This is a genomic window from Peptacetobacter hiranonis (assembly GCF_008151785.1).
Lineage (GTDB): Bacteria > Bacillota > Clostridia > Peptostreptococcales > Peptostreptococcaceae > Peptacetobacter > Peptacetobacter hiranonis.
Window position 1 is genome coordinate 1389927 of record NZ_CP036523.1, and the last position, 16143, is coordinate 1406069.

At 30.6% G+C, this 16143-nt stretch carries 13 protein-coding genes; 4 read left to right on the plus strand and 9 right to left on the minus strand.

Annotated features, from left to right (window positions below):
• The first annotated feature begins 7 nt into the window (after positions 1-7).
• The 4 genes from KGNDJEFE_RS06600 to KGNDJEFE_RS06615 all read left to right on the plus strand — a co-directional run bounded on the left by KGNDJEFE_RS06600 (position 8) and on the right by KGNDJEFE_RS06615 (position 3543).
• Entirely contained in the window at positions 8-1984 is a 1977-nt protein-coding gene (locus KGNDJEFE_RS06600; RefSeq protein ID WP_006440289.1) for an oxidoreductase, read from the plus strand.
• Between the two features lie 197 nt (positions 1985-2181).
• Positions 2182-2595, plus strand: a complete 414-nt coding sequence (locus KGNDJEFE_RS06605; protein WP_006440288.1) for a YrvL family regulatory protein — start codon at positions 2182-2184, stop codon at positions 2593-2595.
• A 179-nt stretch (positions 2596-2774) separates the two neighbouring features.
• Positions 2775-2948: a DUF6440 family protein gene (locus tag KGNDJEFE_RS06610; RefSeq protein WP_006440287.1), complete on the plus strand. Its 174-nt coding sequence runs from the start codon at positions 2775-2777 to the stop codon at positions 2946-2948.
• A gap of 115 nt (positions 2949-3063) precedes the next feature.
• The gene (locus KGNDJEFE_RS06615; protein WP_006440286.1) at positions 3064-3543 is read left to right on the plus strand and encodes a GNAT family N-acetyltransferase; all 480 of its coding nucleotides are present in this window, start codon (positions 3064-3066) and stop codon (positions 3541-3543) included.
• Between the two features lie 219 nt (positions 3544-3762).
• Here the strand turns inward: KGNDJEFE_RS06615 and KGNDJEFE_RS06620 are convergent, their stop codons facing one another.
• The 9 genes from KGNDJEFE_RS06620 to KGNDJEFE_RS06660 form a co-directional block, all read right to left on the minus strand.
• Positions 3763-4437: an ABC transporter ATP-binding protein gene (locus KGNDJEFE_RS06620; protein WP_006440285.1), complete on the minus strand. Its 675-nt coding sequence runs from the start codon at positions 4435-4437 to the stop codon at positions 3763-3765.
• A gap of 176 nt (positions 4438-4613) precedes the next feature.
• Positions 4614-7262: an FtsX-like permease family protein gene (locus KGNDJEFE_RS06625; RefSeq protein ID WP_006440284.1), complete on the minus strand. Its 2649-nt coding sequence runs from the start codon at positions 7260-7262 to the stop codon at positions 4614-4616.
• Positions 7263-7266: 4 nt separating this feature from the next.
• Positions 7267-8220 (minus strand): hypothetical protein, encoded by a 954-nt coding sequence (locus tag KGNDJEFE_RS06630; RefSeq protein WP_006440283.1) that lies wholly within the window; start codon positions 8218-8220, stop codon positions 7267-7269.
• Positions 8221-8351: 131 nt separating this feature from the next.
• Positions 8352-9542 (minus strand): alginate O-acetyltransferase AlgX-related protein, encoded by a 1191-nt coding sequence (locus KGNDJEFE_RS06635; RefSeq protein WP_006440282.1) that lies wholly within the window; start codon positions 9540-9542, stop codon positions 8352-8354.
• 27 nt (positions 9543-9569) lie between these two features.
• Positions 9570-10844 (minus strand): MBOAT family O-acyltransferase, encoded by a 1275-nt coding sequence (locus KGNDJEFE_RS06640; protein ID WP_320055068.1) that lies wholly within the window; start codon positions 10842-10844, stop codon positions 9570-9572.
• An 826-nt stretch (positions 10845-11670) separates the two neighbouring features.
• Complete coding sequence (locus KGNDJEFE_RS06645; RefSeq protein WP_006440280.1) at positions 11671-13131, minus strand: sensor histidine kinase; 1461 nt, start codon at positions 13129-13131, stop codon at positions 11671-11673.
• Positions 13131-13841: a LytR/AlgR family response regulator transcription factor gene (locus KGNDJEFE_RS06650; protein ID WP_006440279.1), complete on the minus strand. Its 711-nt coding sequence runs from the start codon at positions 13839-13841 to the stop codon at positions 13131-13133. Before KGNDJEFE_RS06650 ends, KGNDJEFE_RS06645 begins: the two co-directional genes overlap by 1 nt.
• Positions 13842-13894: 53 nt before the next feature.
• Complete coding sequence (locus tag KGNDJEFE_RS06655; RefSeq protein ID WP_040410456.1) at positions 13895-14638, minus strand: EFR1 family ferrodoxin; 744 nt, start codon at positions 14636-14638, stop codon at positions 13895-13897.
• A gap of 118 nt (positions 14639-14756) precedes the next feature.
• Positions 14757-16025: a dihydroorotase gene (locus KGNDJEFE_RS06660; protein WP_006440277.1), complete on the minus strand. Its 1269-nt coding sequence runs from the start codon at positions 16023-16025 to the stop codon at positions 14757-14759.
• Positions 16026-16143: the final 118 nt, after the last annotated feature.

Genomic DNA, 16143 nt, shown 5'->3' on the forward strand with positions numbered 1-16143 from the left:
AATTATCATGACAATAAAATATCCATTACTTTTATCACCAGGAAAAATTGGCTCAATTGAACTTAGAAACAAAACTGTTATGAGTGCAATGGGAATGAATCAATCAACAAATGGTTTTGTAAATGAAGCAGTAATTAATCATTACGCTGAACATGCAAAAGGTGGCGTAGGATTAATTGTTGTAGAAGTAACTTGTGTAGATTCACCAGTTGGTCTAAACACTGCAAATATGTTAGTAATTGACGATGATAAGTTTATACCAGGAATGACTAAACTTGCCGATGCAATTCACAAAGAAGGCTCTAAATGTGTTCTTCAGATTAGTCATACAGGACGTGGTGCACGTCGAGCAATCACAGGACATCAGCCAGTAGCTCCAAGTGCAGTTGCAATGCCTTACTCTTTTATGATGGGCTTAGAAAATGAAGAACCTAGAGAATTAACAATAGATGAAATTCATGAAATTGAAGAAAAATACGCTCAAGCTGCTCTTCGTGCGAAAAAAGCAGGATTTGATGGTGTAGAAATCCATAGTGTTGGATATTATCTTGGAGAACAATTCCTTTCTTCTACTGCTAATGTAAGAACTGACGAATACGGTGGCAATCCAGAAAATAGAGTTCGTTTCCATTTAAATATTATTAAAAGAATTCGTGAATTATGCGGAGATGATTTTACTATTATTGTAAAATATAGTGCTATGGAACGTGGTGAAGATGCTGGTATTACTATGGAAGATGGAATTTATTATGCAAAGAGATTCCAAGATGCTGGTGTTGATGCACTAGAAGTACTAGCTGGAACATGGAAAAAAGAAGCTAACATGGAAGATCTTCCTGATTCTGCATCTAACTATTGTCAGGCTGTTGGACTTTGCCAGGCTTTAAAATATGGTATCTTAAAAATGACTGGTAAACCTGCTACTATTACTATGATTGGTGGTGGACGAGCACAGAATCCAGACATTGCTGAAAAAGCCTTAGAAGATAAACAATGTGAATTTATTTTCCTTGGACATTCATTATTAGCAGAACCAAATCTTGTTAACTTAATTATAGAAGACCGTCAAGATGAAATCCGTCCTTGCATAGGATGTGGAACTTGTATTGACACTCAGTTACAAAGTGGCGGAACTTGTTGCTGTTCTGGAAATGCTGTCATTGGACAAGGAAGCAATGATTATACAATAACACCTGCTGAAAAAATCAAAAATGTAGTTGTAATTGGGGGTGGGGTTGCTGGTGTAGAAGCAGCTCGTATTGCAGCAAAAAGAGGACATAAAGTATCTCTTTACGAAAAAGATGATAAAATCGGCGGACAGCTTTACTATGCTGTAAAACCTCCTCACAAACAAAACATGGAACCATTAATTCCATATCTAGAAAGACAGCTAGAAGTAACAGGTGTTGATGTTCACTTAAATACAGAAATTTCTGCAGAAGAAATAATAAATATGAGTCCAGACGCAGTAATATGCGCAACTGGTGTGCATCCTGCTAAACTTTCTATACCTGGTTTTGAACACGCTGTAAATGCAAAAGAAGTTCTTGACGGAAAAGAAGTCGGCGAAAAAGTTGTAATTATCGGTGGTGGAAGTGTTGGAATTGAAACTGCTGAACTACTTGCTTCAATGGGTAAAAAAGTTACAATTATTGAAATGATGGATAAATTAGCAGATAAAATGGTAAATGTAACAAGAACAATAGTATTAGGACATCTACGCGAATACGGTGTTGATTTCAAAACTTCTTGCCTATGTCAAGAAATTAAAAATGACTCTGTAGTATGCAAAGAAAAAGATGGAACTATTGTCGACATCCCTGCTAATGACGTTATAATTGCAATAGGAGATCGTCCAGAAACATCTCTATATGAAGAACTAAAAGGACGCATCCCAGAAGTTTATAACGTTGGAGACAGTGCAAGTGGCGGAACAATTGCTAAAGGTGTAAACCAGGCATACAATTGTGCATTAAATTTATAAATAAAAACGATAAATAAAAAGGTTGTTTTTTATATATTAACGCTTAAAAGAGGCTGTTGCAATTAATGCAATGGCCTTTTTAAGTGAGTAATCAAAATTATTTTCTCTCCAGCCCTCAGCGTTATATTTCTTGTTTATTAACTCTTTTAGACTTATAATATAGTAAATTAAAATTATTTTGAAGGGTGTGTAAATAATTGAATAAATTTAAAATAGATAAGGAAAAATTTAAAACGTTTATTATGTGCAGCACAATATTTTTAGTAGTATTATCAATTATTGCTTTGATAAGTGGATCTATAATGAAAATATTTGGATTTCAATATAAGTCTATTGGTAACATTGTACTATTCTTCATAATAGCAACTATAATGTCTTTTCCTCTAAACTTAATAGCTGGTGCTTTTCCCAAAGCATTGCTAAAACTTGGAAAAATAAACAGACAAACTGCTTTTATTATATATCTAATTTTAGATACAATAGCTACAAGCTTTGGATTGTTAGTTGTTGACTATTACATGCCTACTGTATCAGCAACAAACATTTCGATAATCATAATCTCTCTTCTATTTGCTTTTATGGGAAAAGATGATTTCAAGAATGTATACTAATTTTTGTAACAAAAATGGATATAATAAATAATTTTAAAATTTATCTATCCTTATTATTATTTTTTTCTAAATATTCTAAAGATAAAATAAATTTTTAAGCATATTTATTGTCTACTGAATAACTTATGATTATAATGTAAGTAAATAAAAATAATTTTTAACTTAGGAGGTGTTCCTAAATGAGTAAAAAAGATAGATTTGAAGTTATTTATCAAGAAACAGGTTTAAAAAGCGAAAAAACAATATTAGTTGACAAAAAAACAGGAATAAACTATCTCTTCGTTGCAAATGGCTTTGGAGGAGGATTAACACCTCTATTGGATAAAGATGGTAAACCTGTTGTCACAAAATAAAGAAATTTTAATAAAACAGGCTATTGCATTGATATCAATTAATGTGATAGCCTATTTTTATACAAGTACAATTCAAAATTTTACATTAAATAATACATAAAATTGGAGGATACTTATGGATAATTATAAACTTGATACAATAACTGAAATTGATATAGATAAGATTTTAGATATTTATAATTCTAATACACATTTTTTAGAAAATCATATGGGTATTACCGAAGTTTCTAGAGAATTTATAACTAATGAAATTAAAGAAATGAAAAATATTGGATTTAATTCTCTAGTTATAAAAGATTGTAGGAGTAATATAATTGGAATATGTGATTTTAAAATATCAGAAGAAGTTTATTTATCTTTGCTAATGATTGATGCTAACCAACAAGGAAAAGGTCTTGGTAGTATAGTATATAATCAGTTAGAAAAGCTTTTTAAAGAGAATCATGCCAATAAAGTTAGAATTGATGTTGTGTATAATTATGATCATAACGCAGTTGATTTTTGGAAAAAACAAGGTTTTATCCCTTGTGAAAAAATAAAATTAGAATGGAATGGATATAAAACTAATGCTATCAAAATGTTAAAATTTATTTGATGGCTATTAATAAAATATTTTTCAATAGGTTTTCCTTCAAAATTTGCGAGTGTAAATAAAAACTGATAAAAAGGGAGGGTACATACTTCTCCCCTTCTGTGAGTAGTAAATATATGGAAAGATAAAAAAAGACCATTTCCGTCAACAATCTGCAAGCGAAGGCAAAAAGCCGTAGCTGAAGCCTGTAGACGAAATGGTCTTTTTTATCTTTCCCCGTATTTACTTATCACTTATAATTTTTCCATCACTAATAGTCACTATTCTATCCGCAGTTTCCGCAATTTCCTGATTATGAGTTATCATCACAAGTGTCCGTCCAAAATCATTGACAGTATCTCTAAGCACCTGCATAACTTCCTCAGTTGTCTTGCTATCAAGATTTCCAGTAGGTTCATCAGCAAATATAACTGATGGTCTATTAGAAAGTGCCCTAGCTATTGCAACCCTCTGCTGCTGCCCACCTGAAAGCTCATTTGGAAACTTCTTAACCTGTTCCTCAAGTCCCATACTTTTGATAATACTATCAATATATATTGGATCTTCCTTTGAGCCATCCAAAAGAATTGGCAACACAATATTGTCGTATACACTAAGCACAGGAATTAAGTTAAAACTCTGGAATATAAATCCAAATTCCTTTCTTCTTATCTTAGAAAGCTCGCTATCACTTAACTTGTATAAATCTTCATCCCCTAGAAAAACTTTCCCATCTGTAGGCTTATCAAGTCCAGCTATACAGTGAAGAAGTGTACTCTTTCCTGATCCAGATGTCCCTATTATCGCTGTAAATTTTCCATTTTCAATCTCTAAATCTATCCCGTCTACAGCTTTAACAAGGCTCTCATCTTTTCCGTAGTATTTTTTCAAACCTTCTATCTTTAACGTCTTTTTCATAAAATCTCATCTCCTCTAAATTCGCCAAATTTATTTAGCGAATAAAATTTATCTGCCATTTATTTACGATTAGATTAACATTTTAAATATTTACCTTCAATATATACTGCCTAAACGGTATAAAAATCGGTACAAATGGCAATATAAAGTCTAAAATCAATTTATTCTATCAAAATTTAATCATCTAAATCCCTAATTCCATCTGCTATTTCCTTGTTTGCAAATTCTCTATTTGCTAGAGAAACTGCGACCAAACAAGCTATAATTGTAGTTATTACAAACACAAGTGCTCCACCAGTTGGGAATGTAAAGTCCATAAAATGCTCTATTCCGAAGTTTACATACGCATCATTGTGCCATTTAACCATTTTTAAAAGACTTACAACAGCTATTTCTATTCCCACAATTGAGCTAAGTACACCATAAGTTAATGCTTCAAATCTATTCATTTTCTTCATACCTGAAACATCCATTCCAAGTGCTCTCATTGTAAATATCTCTTTTCTTCTAATTATTAAATTGGCTCTAACTGTGCAGAATATGTTTAAAATAGATATAAGCACGATAAGAATTAAGCTTATTATCGCTTCTTTTCTCATTTCCAACTCTGCCAACCTTTGCTCTTCTTCAAAATCAAATCTGTTGCTTATCCGGGCTGGTATATTATCCTCAACATAGTCTATAACCTTTTTATTTTCTGCATCAGTATTTGAAGCTTTAAGGTTTATTCCTATTTTATTAAATGTTTCTCTTCCAAATATAGCTTTCATATTGCTATCAGATGTTATCAGTTCCACCCTAGATGGAAGTAGCTGATCTCCATAGCCTAGCCAACTTTGAGATATAAGCGCACCTACTCTGACATTTATTGTTTTTCTCTCAATCTTATCTCCTTTGTGATAATTTACATTTATCGGAATTATATCGCCAACTTTAAGTCCTTCAATAACCTCGTGATATGTGTGTGTATCTATAGGGTCATAGAAATAATTAAGAACTGCAACATTTACATATCCATCTTTTGTCTGTTTTATACTATCAAGAGATCCATCTTTTATATAACCTTTCATTCTTTCGTCAATTCCTTCATTAGTGTAAAATCTCATGTGGCTTAAAAGGTCTATATTCTCTGTTTTCTTTATTCCGTAGTATTTTAAAGCTCTTTTGTTTGCACTTCCATTTTTAAGTTGCACATTTGCCTCTCCGTCAAATCTTGCATTTATAGATTTGACTTCATTCATTGCCTTCAGATTTTCAACATACTTCTTATCAATTCCAAAAGTATCTATATCATTGCTTACTCCAGGAGTTGCTTCTATATCGTATTTATAATATATATCAGTTATATTATTGTCTATTTCTCCCATCATCGAAGTGAATGTGTTCATTATCATATATCCGCCAAGTGCTATTGAAATAACAGAAATCAATGTTCTACTCTTTTTAAGAGTTAGATTTCTCATTCCCATATATCCATATATTCCAAATACTTTCTGTAAAAATCTTCCAAACACACCCTGTTTTTCTCTTCTTTTATGTGTTGAAATATCTCTAACTGCATTTAAGCTAGATACTCTTCCTATTTTAATAATCGGCGGAATAGTTGCTATCACTACAGAAATTAGAGATACAACTACTGTCTGAACTAGTATTCCACTTTCTATGTATAGCTTAGGTTTTATTTTAAGAGCCGTTAAACTAGAATCCTTAAACACCATTAATCCAACTTTTGAAAATACTATTCCAGCTAATATACCAAGAATTGTACCTATTACTGCAATTATCGCTGATTGGTATATTATCATCATTCTAACCTTGTTCTTAGTAGCTCCAACTAGTCTAAGTAGGCTAACTTCTCTTATAATTTCTCCCCACATTATGTTAAATATATTAAATATAAGAAGTATTACAGTTAGTATTATAATCATATTATTTTTGTCGTACATATTTTCAAGTGAAAACTGTATTTCTGTGAGTTCAGCTATGTAGTTGCTGTTTGGATAGAATGTCGGTCTTCCTATTCCATTTTTCAAACCTACCTGTTCTACTTTTTCCATAACGGCTATTGATTCTCTAAATGATTTAGCTTTATCAGTTTTAAATTTTACTATAGAATCGTAAGTTACCGCCTCATCTGGAATTATTCTCTGATTTTTTGTAAATGAAATTCCCTGTAATTCATCGCTACCATTTCCATAAGTGTACGCTATCCGTCGACTCATCTCTGCACCTACTTCAACAGCTCCTCTTATATTGTCCTCGTATTTTCTTTTTACAATTCCCACAACCTTGAATTTTTTATTCTCTGTAAATAACTGCTCTTTCCCATTTTTATCTGTATATTCTTTTTTAAGAGTTACAGTTATTTCTTTTCCAAGCTTGTCCTTTATTCCAAAAATCTTTGCTGCTTCTTCATCTAGCACAATCTCATTGTTGTTCCTAGCTTTTCTACCAACAAGCTCCTGAGATTTCATAGAGAAATAATATGGTGCTGAAACATACTTTCCTTCAAAAGACTTTAGCTCTGTCTTTAAACCATTGTCTGTTACTATCTCACCTAAGTTTTGAACATCGTCTATTGCTGCAATATCTTTATCCCCCATTAGTTTATTCAACTGATCTAAAGTTATTCCAACGTATTCTGTGTGATAGCTTCCGTATACTTTTTTCAGCGCATTTGCCTTGTTCATGCTCTGAGAAATCCTTACTGTGTTTAGTCCAAATATTAGTGCAATCGCTGCAATTACCCCTAAAAACATCATCACAGTTCTATTCTTATTTTTAGTAAGGTATTTGATTGATAGTTTAGAGTATATATTTTTCATATTCTCACCTCTTTTTTCTTGTGTATACGGCGTAAATTATTTCAACTACAGCCAATATTGCCAGTATTACAATAATTATTTTTCCTTTATTGCACAATTTTTCTGAATCAATGCTTATTTTTGAAAGTTTATTTATGTAGTTACTATTTGGATATATTTTATCTTTTCCTATTTTACTTCTAGCACCTACCTGCTCAACTTTCTTTTCAAGATTTACATTTGAGCCAACATGATTTTCTTTTCCTGTTTTAAATCTTAATATCACATCGTATGTAACAGCCTCATCTGGAATTAGCTCTTGTCCTTTATTCCATATAAGACCTTGTACGTTTTCATTACCATTTCCGTAAGTGTAAGCTATCCGTCTATTTATGTTGGACTCAATTTTCACATCATCTTTTATATTGTCCTCGTATCTTTTCTTTACAAATCCGACAACTTTGAATTTCTTATTCTCTTTAAAAGTCTTCTTTTCTCCGTTTTTATCTGTGTATTCTTTTTCAAGAGTTACATTAATTTCTTTTCCAAGCTCATCACCTACTCCCAAAATCTTTGCTGCTTCTTCATCTAGTACAATCTCGTTGTTGTTTCTAGCCTGTTTCCCAACAAGCTTTTGAGATTTCATAGCAAAATACTGTGTAGTTGCGTAGTATCTTCCTTCAAATGACTTTAATTCAACTTTTGAACCATTATTTGTATTAATTTCTCCCAAGTTTTGAACATTGTCGATTCTTTCAATATCTTTTTCTTTGAAAATACTCTGAATCTGTTCCTCAGTTATACCAACATATTCTGTGTGGTAGCTTCCGTATGACTTTTGTATTTCATTTGCTTCAGTTTTGCTCTTTGAAATTTTTACCGCATCTACTCCAAGTATTAGTACAACCGCTATTAAAGCAAATATAAATACCATAAGCATTTTGTTTTTGGTAAGTTTTTTTAAGTTTGTATTTTTCATATTCTCACCTCTTTTTTAGAAAAATTTTTTATAATCTACTTGTGTGATTGATTAATTAAATAATATCACTTTATTTTTTATATATTATAAATTTGGTCTGAATGGTATAAAAATGTGCCTGAATGGTAGTTTTATATACCTTTTTTTATCATTTCATTTATCATAGAATCAAATCCCGAACTATTAAACATAAACAATACTATATCTGCATCGCTCTCTTTTATAATCTCTGTATAACTTTTTTTGATATCTGTTATATTTCTAGGATCAACTAATTCTGTTTCTTTAAAGAAATCTCTAAATAGCCAAGTAGTCGCTCCTTGCATAGAATCTCTAATCACCAATATCTTTTTGTCTGAAAATGCATCATCATTCTTTATTTTTAATATATTCATCTGTGCTCCACGAGAATATGCTCCTCCATAATCCCATTCTTTTTCATGTCTACTCGTAGCGATTACATCTTCTTCTTTAACTGTTTCTCCATTTAAAAAGTATTCAGCATTGTTATTTTTATTTTCTTTAATAGTAAAATAATCTGGGTACTCCTTTTCTCTTACAACCATACATATATTTTTGTTATAACTACCCTTAAATTTTTTACTATCCACAGTTATTTCTTTATACTTATCAAAAATATTTTTTAAATTTTCTGAACTTACATCCAAATCCATCTCTTCTATAATTCTTTTAAATCCTTCAAATGCTCCTTTTCCATTCCAATGGTGATCAGTTTTAAAATACATACTTTCCAATTCTTTTTTACTAAATTTGTTCATCATATAATCATCCATCTCTATATAATTTATAACTTCCTTATTAAGTTTATCCTCAAATCCCTTAATATTCTTATCTATGCTGCTTGTTTCTATGTACTTTGGATAAATATGTTTAAGTACATTAGTTTTGTGCGGTGTCATAGCAAAATAAACATCCTTACCTTCACTTTTTCCAACCTTAGCCAATTTATTTATAGCATTTGAATATCTATTAAGTCGCTTTTCATTAAATACATTTGGAAATTTTCCCAAAATCCAGTTATTATCTACAACATAGTAATTCCCAACCTCTGTCTTGTTTAGAATATAGTCTGTAACTGTATTTACACCTATTAAAAAATCTCTAAATACAAATTGGTCATTATAATAGTCTTCATATTCTTTTGAAAAATTTTCTCCTCCTACTTTTTCTAAGCTAGGTCTTTTACTCAACGTTCTATTCTCTACTTTACTGTATTCTTTATCTGGAGAAATAGTATTAAATACAAAAAATGTAACTATTATAACCAAAAAAGGAATTATTATGTATCTATTCTTTTTCATTTTCTATTCTTCTCCCTTCAATATTTTTTAAAATCTAAAATATAGAAACGGATTGTATGTAGAACTACAAAGCATTATTGTAGATACTAATACACACATACTCAGACTTAGCCCGTATAAAATCTGTAAACTCTTACTTTCATTTACATCTATTTTTGAATTTATATATTCTTTTGCTATTTTTACTACTGGAGTTGATAGTATCATAGCTGCTATTATCACATACCAGTAGTCTATAATATATATGTATAATTGATTACTTACTATTGGATTATTTGATAATCCAAACATAACTTTATAAAAGTCTAGTGCATCTCCAATTGTTAAAGATCTAAATATTACAAACAATAATGTTACTGTAGATAATACGTATATATGTCTGAAAGCATTAGACCTCTTTTCCAGCCATTCATTCAAAAAGGCTCTCTCCATTGCTATTATCAATCCATATAAAAGTCCCCATATTACAAATGTCCATTCTGCTCCATGCCACATTCCTGTCAAGAACCAAACTATAAATATATTTCTATATATCTTTAACTTTGATACTCTACTTCCACCTAATGGTATATAAACATAATCTCTAAACCAACTTCCTAAAGATATATGCCATCTTCTCCAAAATTCTGAAATACTTTTAGATATGTATGGATAATTGAAGTTCTCTAAAAAATCAAATCCAAACATTTTCCCAAGACCGATAGCCATATCTGAATATCCACTAAAATCAAAATATATTTGTAATGTATAACAGATTATTCCTAACCACGATTCCAATACCGATATATTTCCAATAGCTGCATTAAACACTCCATCTGCCACAACAGCTAATTGATTAGACAATATGACTTTTTTTCCTAAACCTATACAAAATCTATTTACACCATCAGCAAATTTTTCTTCTGAGTGAATTCTTTGATTTATTTGGTCGGCTACAGTCTGATAGCGTACTATAGGTCCTGCTACAAGCTGAGGGAATAGTGCAACATAAGTTCCAAAATCTATCACACTTTTTTGAGCCTTTGCATCTCCTCTGTAAATATCTATTGTGTATGACATTGTCTGGAATGTATAGAAAGATATTCCTATTGGAAGAGGTAAATGAAGTAAAGGAATATTTGTGTTGAATACAATATTTACATTAGATACTATAAAATCCGCATATTTGAAAAATCCAAGCAAACTTAAATTAATAATCGCCGAAGATATTACATATCTAAATGCCTTTTTTCTATTTCCTTTATTTAAATTTTCTTCTACTTTCATTCCATGTGTATAATCCACAATTGTTGAAAATATCATAAGTAAGACATACACAGGTTCTCCCCAAGCATAAAAAAGCAAACTCATTATGAAAAGAACAATATTTTTCCACTTATCTTTTGCCCCATAATACATTAAAAGTGTTATAGGTAAAAATAAAAATATAAAAAGTAAGCTACTAAATACCATATTTATTCACACTCCTCATTTAACTATTCGATAAAATCATATTATCATTTTATTTTCCTAAATAATTAAATTTTGCGCGAATGGTATGAAAATGTGCCTAAACGGTAAAAAAACTGTATAAAATCAAATTTTATACGTTAATATCTCTCGGGGATTGAAGTCATAGACAAACTCCTCTCCAGGCAATCAAGTTGCATTGTCGAGTTCGTTTTGTCTATGACCTTCAATCTACCAAGTTAGCTATTATCCCTATAAATTTTGATTTTATACAGTTTTTATATAGTAAATTCATAAATAAACTTGATGTTGAACAATCTTGTAAATGTTATAGTATATTGTATTACAGTACATTTTTATTATTTAATCTTTTATAAATTTACTAACTAAAAAAGTGGATAAAATCAAAATTTGCTAAAACTATTAATGGTATCTAGCATATGAGTTATATAGACAAAACTCTCTCGACAATCTGCAAGCGTGTATTTTATTCACAACAATACATATTACTTACACGCACGCTGAAGCCTGGAGAGAAGTTTGTCTATATCTCATATGCTTTCATAATAACAAAGGATTAGCAAATTTTGATTTATCCACTCTTGCATATAGTAAATTTATAAAAGATTATAATAATAAAAAGACTGCTGCAATTTATGCAACAGTCCCTCTATTTTCATTAGTTTAAAGGTATTAATATTTTTATCATAAGTTTATCATCATCATAGTCTATCACAACATCTCCATCATAAGCCTTTGCAGATGTTTCAATACTTCTAATTCCTATTCCATGGACAAAGTCGTCCTTTTTCTCCGTGATAAATCTACTTCCTGCTCTTTTTATCTTATTTGTTTTACTGTTTTCACAGTATATTACATAGTACCGTTTTATCTTATACGCCTCAAGTTTAATATATTTCTCTCCATTCTCAATCTTTTGACAAGCTTCAATCGCATTGTTTAACACATTTGAGAAAATGTTAGATATATCTGCATTCTTCATAAAGCTCAATTCCTTAGAGTTTACATTGGTTTCAAAATCTATACCTTCTTTGATACAAACTTTTTTCTTTTCGTTTAAAATTATATCTACTATAGCATTTCCAGTGCTTTTTACATCGTTGCTATTATTTAATTGTTCCTTCAATTCATCTATATACTGCCTTGATTCTTCGCTGTTTTGATTGAGATTACTTATATTTTCAAGATGATTTTTCATATCGTGGTACAATTTTCTCACCTGCATCTGAGATTCTTCAAGGCTAGAATAGTATTCTTCTTGAAGTTTTAGTTTGCTATTCATCAAATCTTGCTTTGCTCTTTCATCATTTTCCTTTTTAATCATAATAACTAGATATATGGTCATTATTAGATTTAAGAAAATTAAATCTGGAAGTACCTGTATTTGTAGTAGATGCCTTTCTGATGTCAATAATTTTCCATATATAAAACCTATCTTCCCTATAGAAATTACGTTTAAAAACTCTAAAACGAATAATATTATTACGTTCATCAATAGTATATTTATCCCATACACATATACTCTATTATTGTTTACCAGTTTTTTTATAATCTTTACAATTCCAAGCATAAATAAAAATACAAGAAAAGCTATTAATATAACAGAAAAATCAAACCAATTCCACTCTTGCAAACTCAATTTTGTAACCATTTCTGAAGAAATAGAGTCCTTTTTCCACATTATAAATAGTATTCTTGGAATTACCACATCGCATATTAGTGAAAGGTATTTTGTAGTCATTACGAATAAAAATGCTGATTTTATGCAACTTATATTGTATTCTTTCTTATATACTTTAACTAAAAGTATTAAAAATGGTATGTTGAACATCCACCTTACTACCATATACCCCCTAATTTCACCCATTGAAAGAAATCTTACTAAGAAATCTCTAAATATCATTTTTCTATACGGTATAAATCCACTTCCTGTATATATTTCCCATATTCTGATTTCCCTTACTAGTATGTATGTAATAGCTATCATAAAAAGCTGCACAGTTATATTTCTTTTTTTAGATATTTGCGCATCTCTTTTGTACTCGACTACAGTATTAAATACGAAAAATACATTAACTACACTAAAGATATATATAAATTCTCTAAATATTTTTTCCACTAATTACCACCGCCTAAGCGCCAGAAGAACTTTTCTTTGAGATCCTTGTACTTAGTTCTTCCAATTGGTATGTCTTTACCATTGTCTAAAACAGCTGTATATCCTTTGATTTTATTTATATAATCAAGGTTTACAATGAAACTCTTTTGACAGTGATAAAACATATTTGAGTCTAATTCATTTTTTATTTCAGATAGTGTCTGTCTTGTTTCGCTATTGCCCTTTTCTGAATGTATGATTACTTTTCTGTTTAAAACTTCAATGTATAGTATATCTCGCTGATATATTTTCTTAATCCCATCATCAGATTTTACAACTAAATACTTTCCCTTGCTCTCCTCTACATCTTTGATGCACGATTTTAAATGCTTTGCTACTATATCCTCATCCACTGGCTTTAATAGATACCTATACGCTCTCACTTCATAGCCATCAGATATATAATCAACTAAAGATGTGATAAAAATTATCTCCATATTTTTATCGTTTTCTCTTATTTTTCTAGCAGTATCCATTCCATTTATATCGCCCATAAGTATATCCAAAAACAGTATATCTATTTCACCAACATTTTCTTGTAATAACTCTTCCCCAGAAGAAAATGTCTTTATTCTATAATCTCTATCATTGTCAAACATAGTCTTTTCAACTACATTTTTTATTTTTTCCCTTATTTCTTTTTCGTCATCGCAAATTCCTATCGTAAGCATAAAATCCTCCTTTCGATTTAAAGAATTCTATTATTACATTATCAGAAATTTTTCTATTTGCAAAGGTATCTTCTCTTTCCTACGCTTTTCTTTCCGTATTCGATAGCTTCAACAGGACAATTGCAGATACAAGCCATACAATGTGTGCAATTATTTCCCCAAACTGGCTTATTATCCACTAATTTTATATTGTTTAGCATACAAAGTTCCTCGCATTTTCCACAACCTATACAATTATCCTTAACGTAGAATTTATCTGCCTTTACAAATTTTTTGTAAAATATATTATTTACAAATCCGCTCTTTACCTTGTCAAATGCTCTTAGCTTTCTTTCTTCAAATTTCTTACATTCTTTTATCTCATCGGCTGCTTTTTCTATAATAGGATTAGCTTTTTGTATTATTGATTTTGATTCTTCTTCGCTTGGAACTGGAAACATCGCTATATAGTTTTCAGGCATTATAATTTCTTTGATACCCATAAATTCAAAACCTTTTTCTTTACATAATATTGATATTGTTTCTTCTGCATTTCCTATATCGCTTCCACAGTTCATAACAAAGTATGCTTTTTTACTTCCTTCAAAGTTTGATTTTCTTATAAATTCATCAAATACTCTCGGAATTCTCCAGCCATAAGTTGGACAGACAAATACAAATGGTTTTTCTGAGTTAAGAGTGGGATTTTCGTTGTTTTTTATGTATTTTGTAGAATCTATTATTCCATCTTCTGTTATTTTTTCTATTTTTTCTGCTATGTATTTGCTATTTCCAGTACCTGTAAAGTATACTATCATTTCTGTTCCCCCTTTAGTTATAAATATGGTGCTGCCAAAGAATGTGTAAAACACTCTTAAAACAGCACCACTTTTTTATTTCATATTAAATTTTTTATTTTATTCTTTATAAGATTTTTTATTTATCTTCGTAAGCTATTCTTCCGTTGCAGATAGTGTATTTTACTTTACCTGTCATTTCCATTCCTGTAAATGGAGTGTTTTCTGCTTTTGAAGCGTAGTCACCTGCTATCCATTTTTCATTAGGATCAAATATTACTATATCTGCTGGTTTTCCTTCTGCTATATTTGCAGTATCTAAGTTGTATAATTCAGCTGGTTTTACAGACATTTTTTCCATTAACTGAAGGTATGTAAGATGTCCTGCATTTACTAAAGACATTATTCCTAATGCTAAAGAAGTTTCTAATCCTATTATTCCACTTGGGCAATTCTGGAATTCGCCAGTTTTTTCCTCAGTTGTGTGAGGTGCGTGGTCTGTCGCTATTATTTCTATTGTGTTGTCTTTTAAACCTTCTATTATTTTATCTCTATCCCAAGCTGTTCTTAGAGGTGGGTTCATTTTTGCAAATGTTTTGTGCTCTCTAACAGCATCTTCTGTCAATGTAAAGTGGTGTGGAGATGCTTCAGCGTACACTCTTGCACCATGCTGTTTTGCAAATCTAACCATATCAACAGAATTTCCTGAGCTTATATGCTGTATATCAACTTTAGCTCCTGTTTTCATAGCCATCATACAATCTCTTGCAACCATTACATCTTCTGCTACGTTTGGAGCACCTACAAGACCTAACTCTTTTGCAACTTCTCCTGCGTTTACACCAGGGTTTCCTATTAATGAAGGATCTTCTTCGTGGAAGCTTAGTGGCACATCTAATTCTTTTGCCATTTCCATAGCTTTCATTACAAGAGCTGTGTCGTTTATTGGAAGTCCATCGTCTGTGAATCCTAATGCTCCAGCTTCTTTAAGAGTTTTCATATCTACTAATTCTTTTCCTAAAAATCCTTTTGTTATTGCAGCAGCCTGAACTATGTTTATTGGAACTAATTCTGCTTTGTTCTGCACATAGTTTAATACTTCAACGCTATCTACAACAGGTTTAGTATTTGCCATACATACAACTGTAGTAAATCCACCTTTTGCTGCTGATGCAGAACCTGTTAATAAGTCTTCTTTATGCTCAAATCCTGGATCTCTAAAGTGAACGTGAACATCTATAAGTCCTGGAGCAACTATTTTACCAGCTGCATCGATTACTTTTTCAAATCCATTCTCTTCAATTCCTTTTTCTACTTTTAATATTTTTCCATTTTCTATTGCGACATCCATTACTTCATCTGTGTTTGTCGCTGGGTTTACAAGTCTACCATTTTTTATAAGTATCATCAAACCAATCCTTTCTGATTTAAAATTATCGCCAATATTATACAATTTTTATTTCAACTTCTACTTTCATTTTAAGTGTCCATTGTTAATTACAATTATACACTATTTTCGTTGACTT

Coding starts and splice junctions, on each gene's coding strand:
- KGNDJEFE_RS06650 (WP_006440279.1), bottom strand. CDS start 13,841: ATGCTTACGATAGGAATTTGCGATGACGAAAAAGAAATAAGGGAAAAA.
- KGNDJEFE_RS06615 (WP_006440286.1), top strand. CDS start 3,064: ATGGATAATTATAAACTTGATACAATAACTGAAATTGATATAGATAAG.
- KGNDJEFE_RS06630 (WP_006440283.1), bottom strand. CDS start 8,220: ATGAAAAATACAAACTTAAAAAAACTTACCAAAAACAAAATGCTTATG.
- KGNDJEFE_RS06635 (WP_006440282.1), bottom strand. CDS start 9,542: ATGAAAAAGAATAGATACATAATAATTCCTTTTTTGGTTATAATAGTT.
- KGNDJEFE_RS06625 (WP_006440284.1), bottom strand. CDS start 7,262: ATGAAAAATATATACTCTAAACTATCAATCAAATACCTTACTAAAAAT.
- KGNDJEFE_RS06620 (WP_006440285.1), bottom strand. CDS start 4,437: ATGAAAAAGACGTTAAAGATAGAAGGTTTGAAAAAATACTACGGAAAA.
- KGNDJEFE_RS06655 (WP_040410456.1), bottom strand. CDS start 14,638: ATGATAGTATACTTTACAGGTACTGGAAATAGCAAATACATAGCAGAA.
- KGNDJEFE_RS06610 (WP_006440287.1), top strand. CDS start 2,775: ATGAGTAAAAAAGATAGATTTGAAGTTATTTATCAAGAAACAGGTTTA.
- KGNDJEFE_RS06640 (WP_320055068.1), bottom strand. CDS start 10,844: ATGATATTTTCAACAATTGTGGATTATACACATGGAATGAAAGTAGAA.
- KGNDJEFE_RS06660 (WP_006440277.1), bottom strand. CDS start 16,025: ATGATACTTATAAAAAATGGTAGACTTGTAAACCCAGCGACAAACACA.
- KGNDJEFE_RS06600 (WP_006440289.1), top strand. CDS start 8: ATGACAATAAAATATCCATTACTTTTATCACCAGGAAAAATTGGCTCA.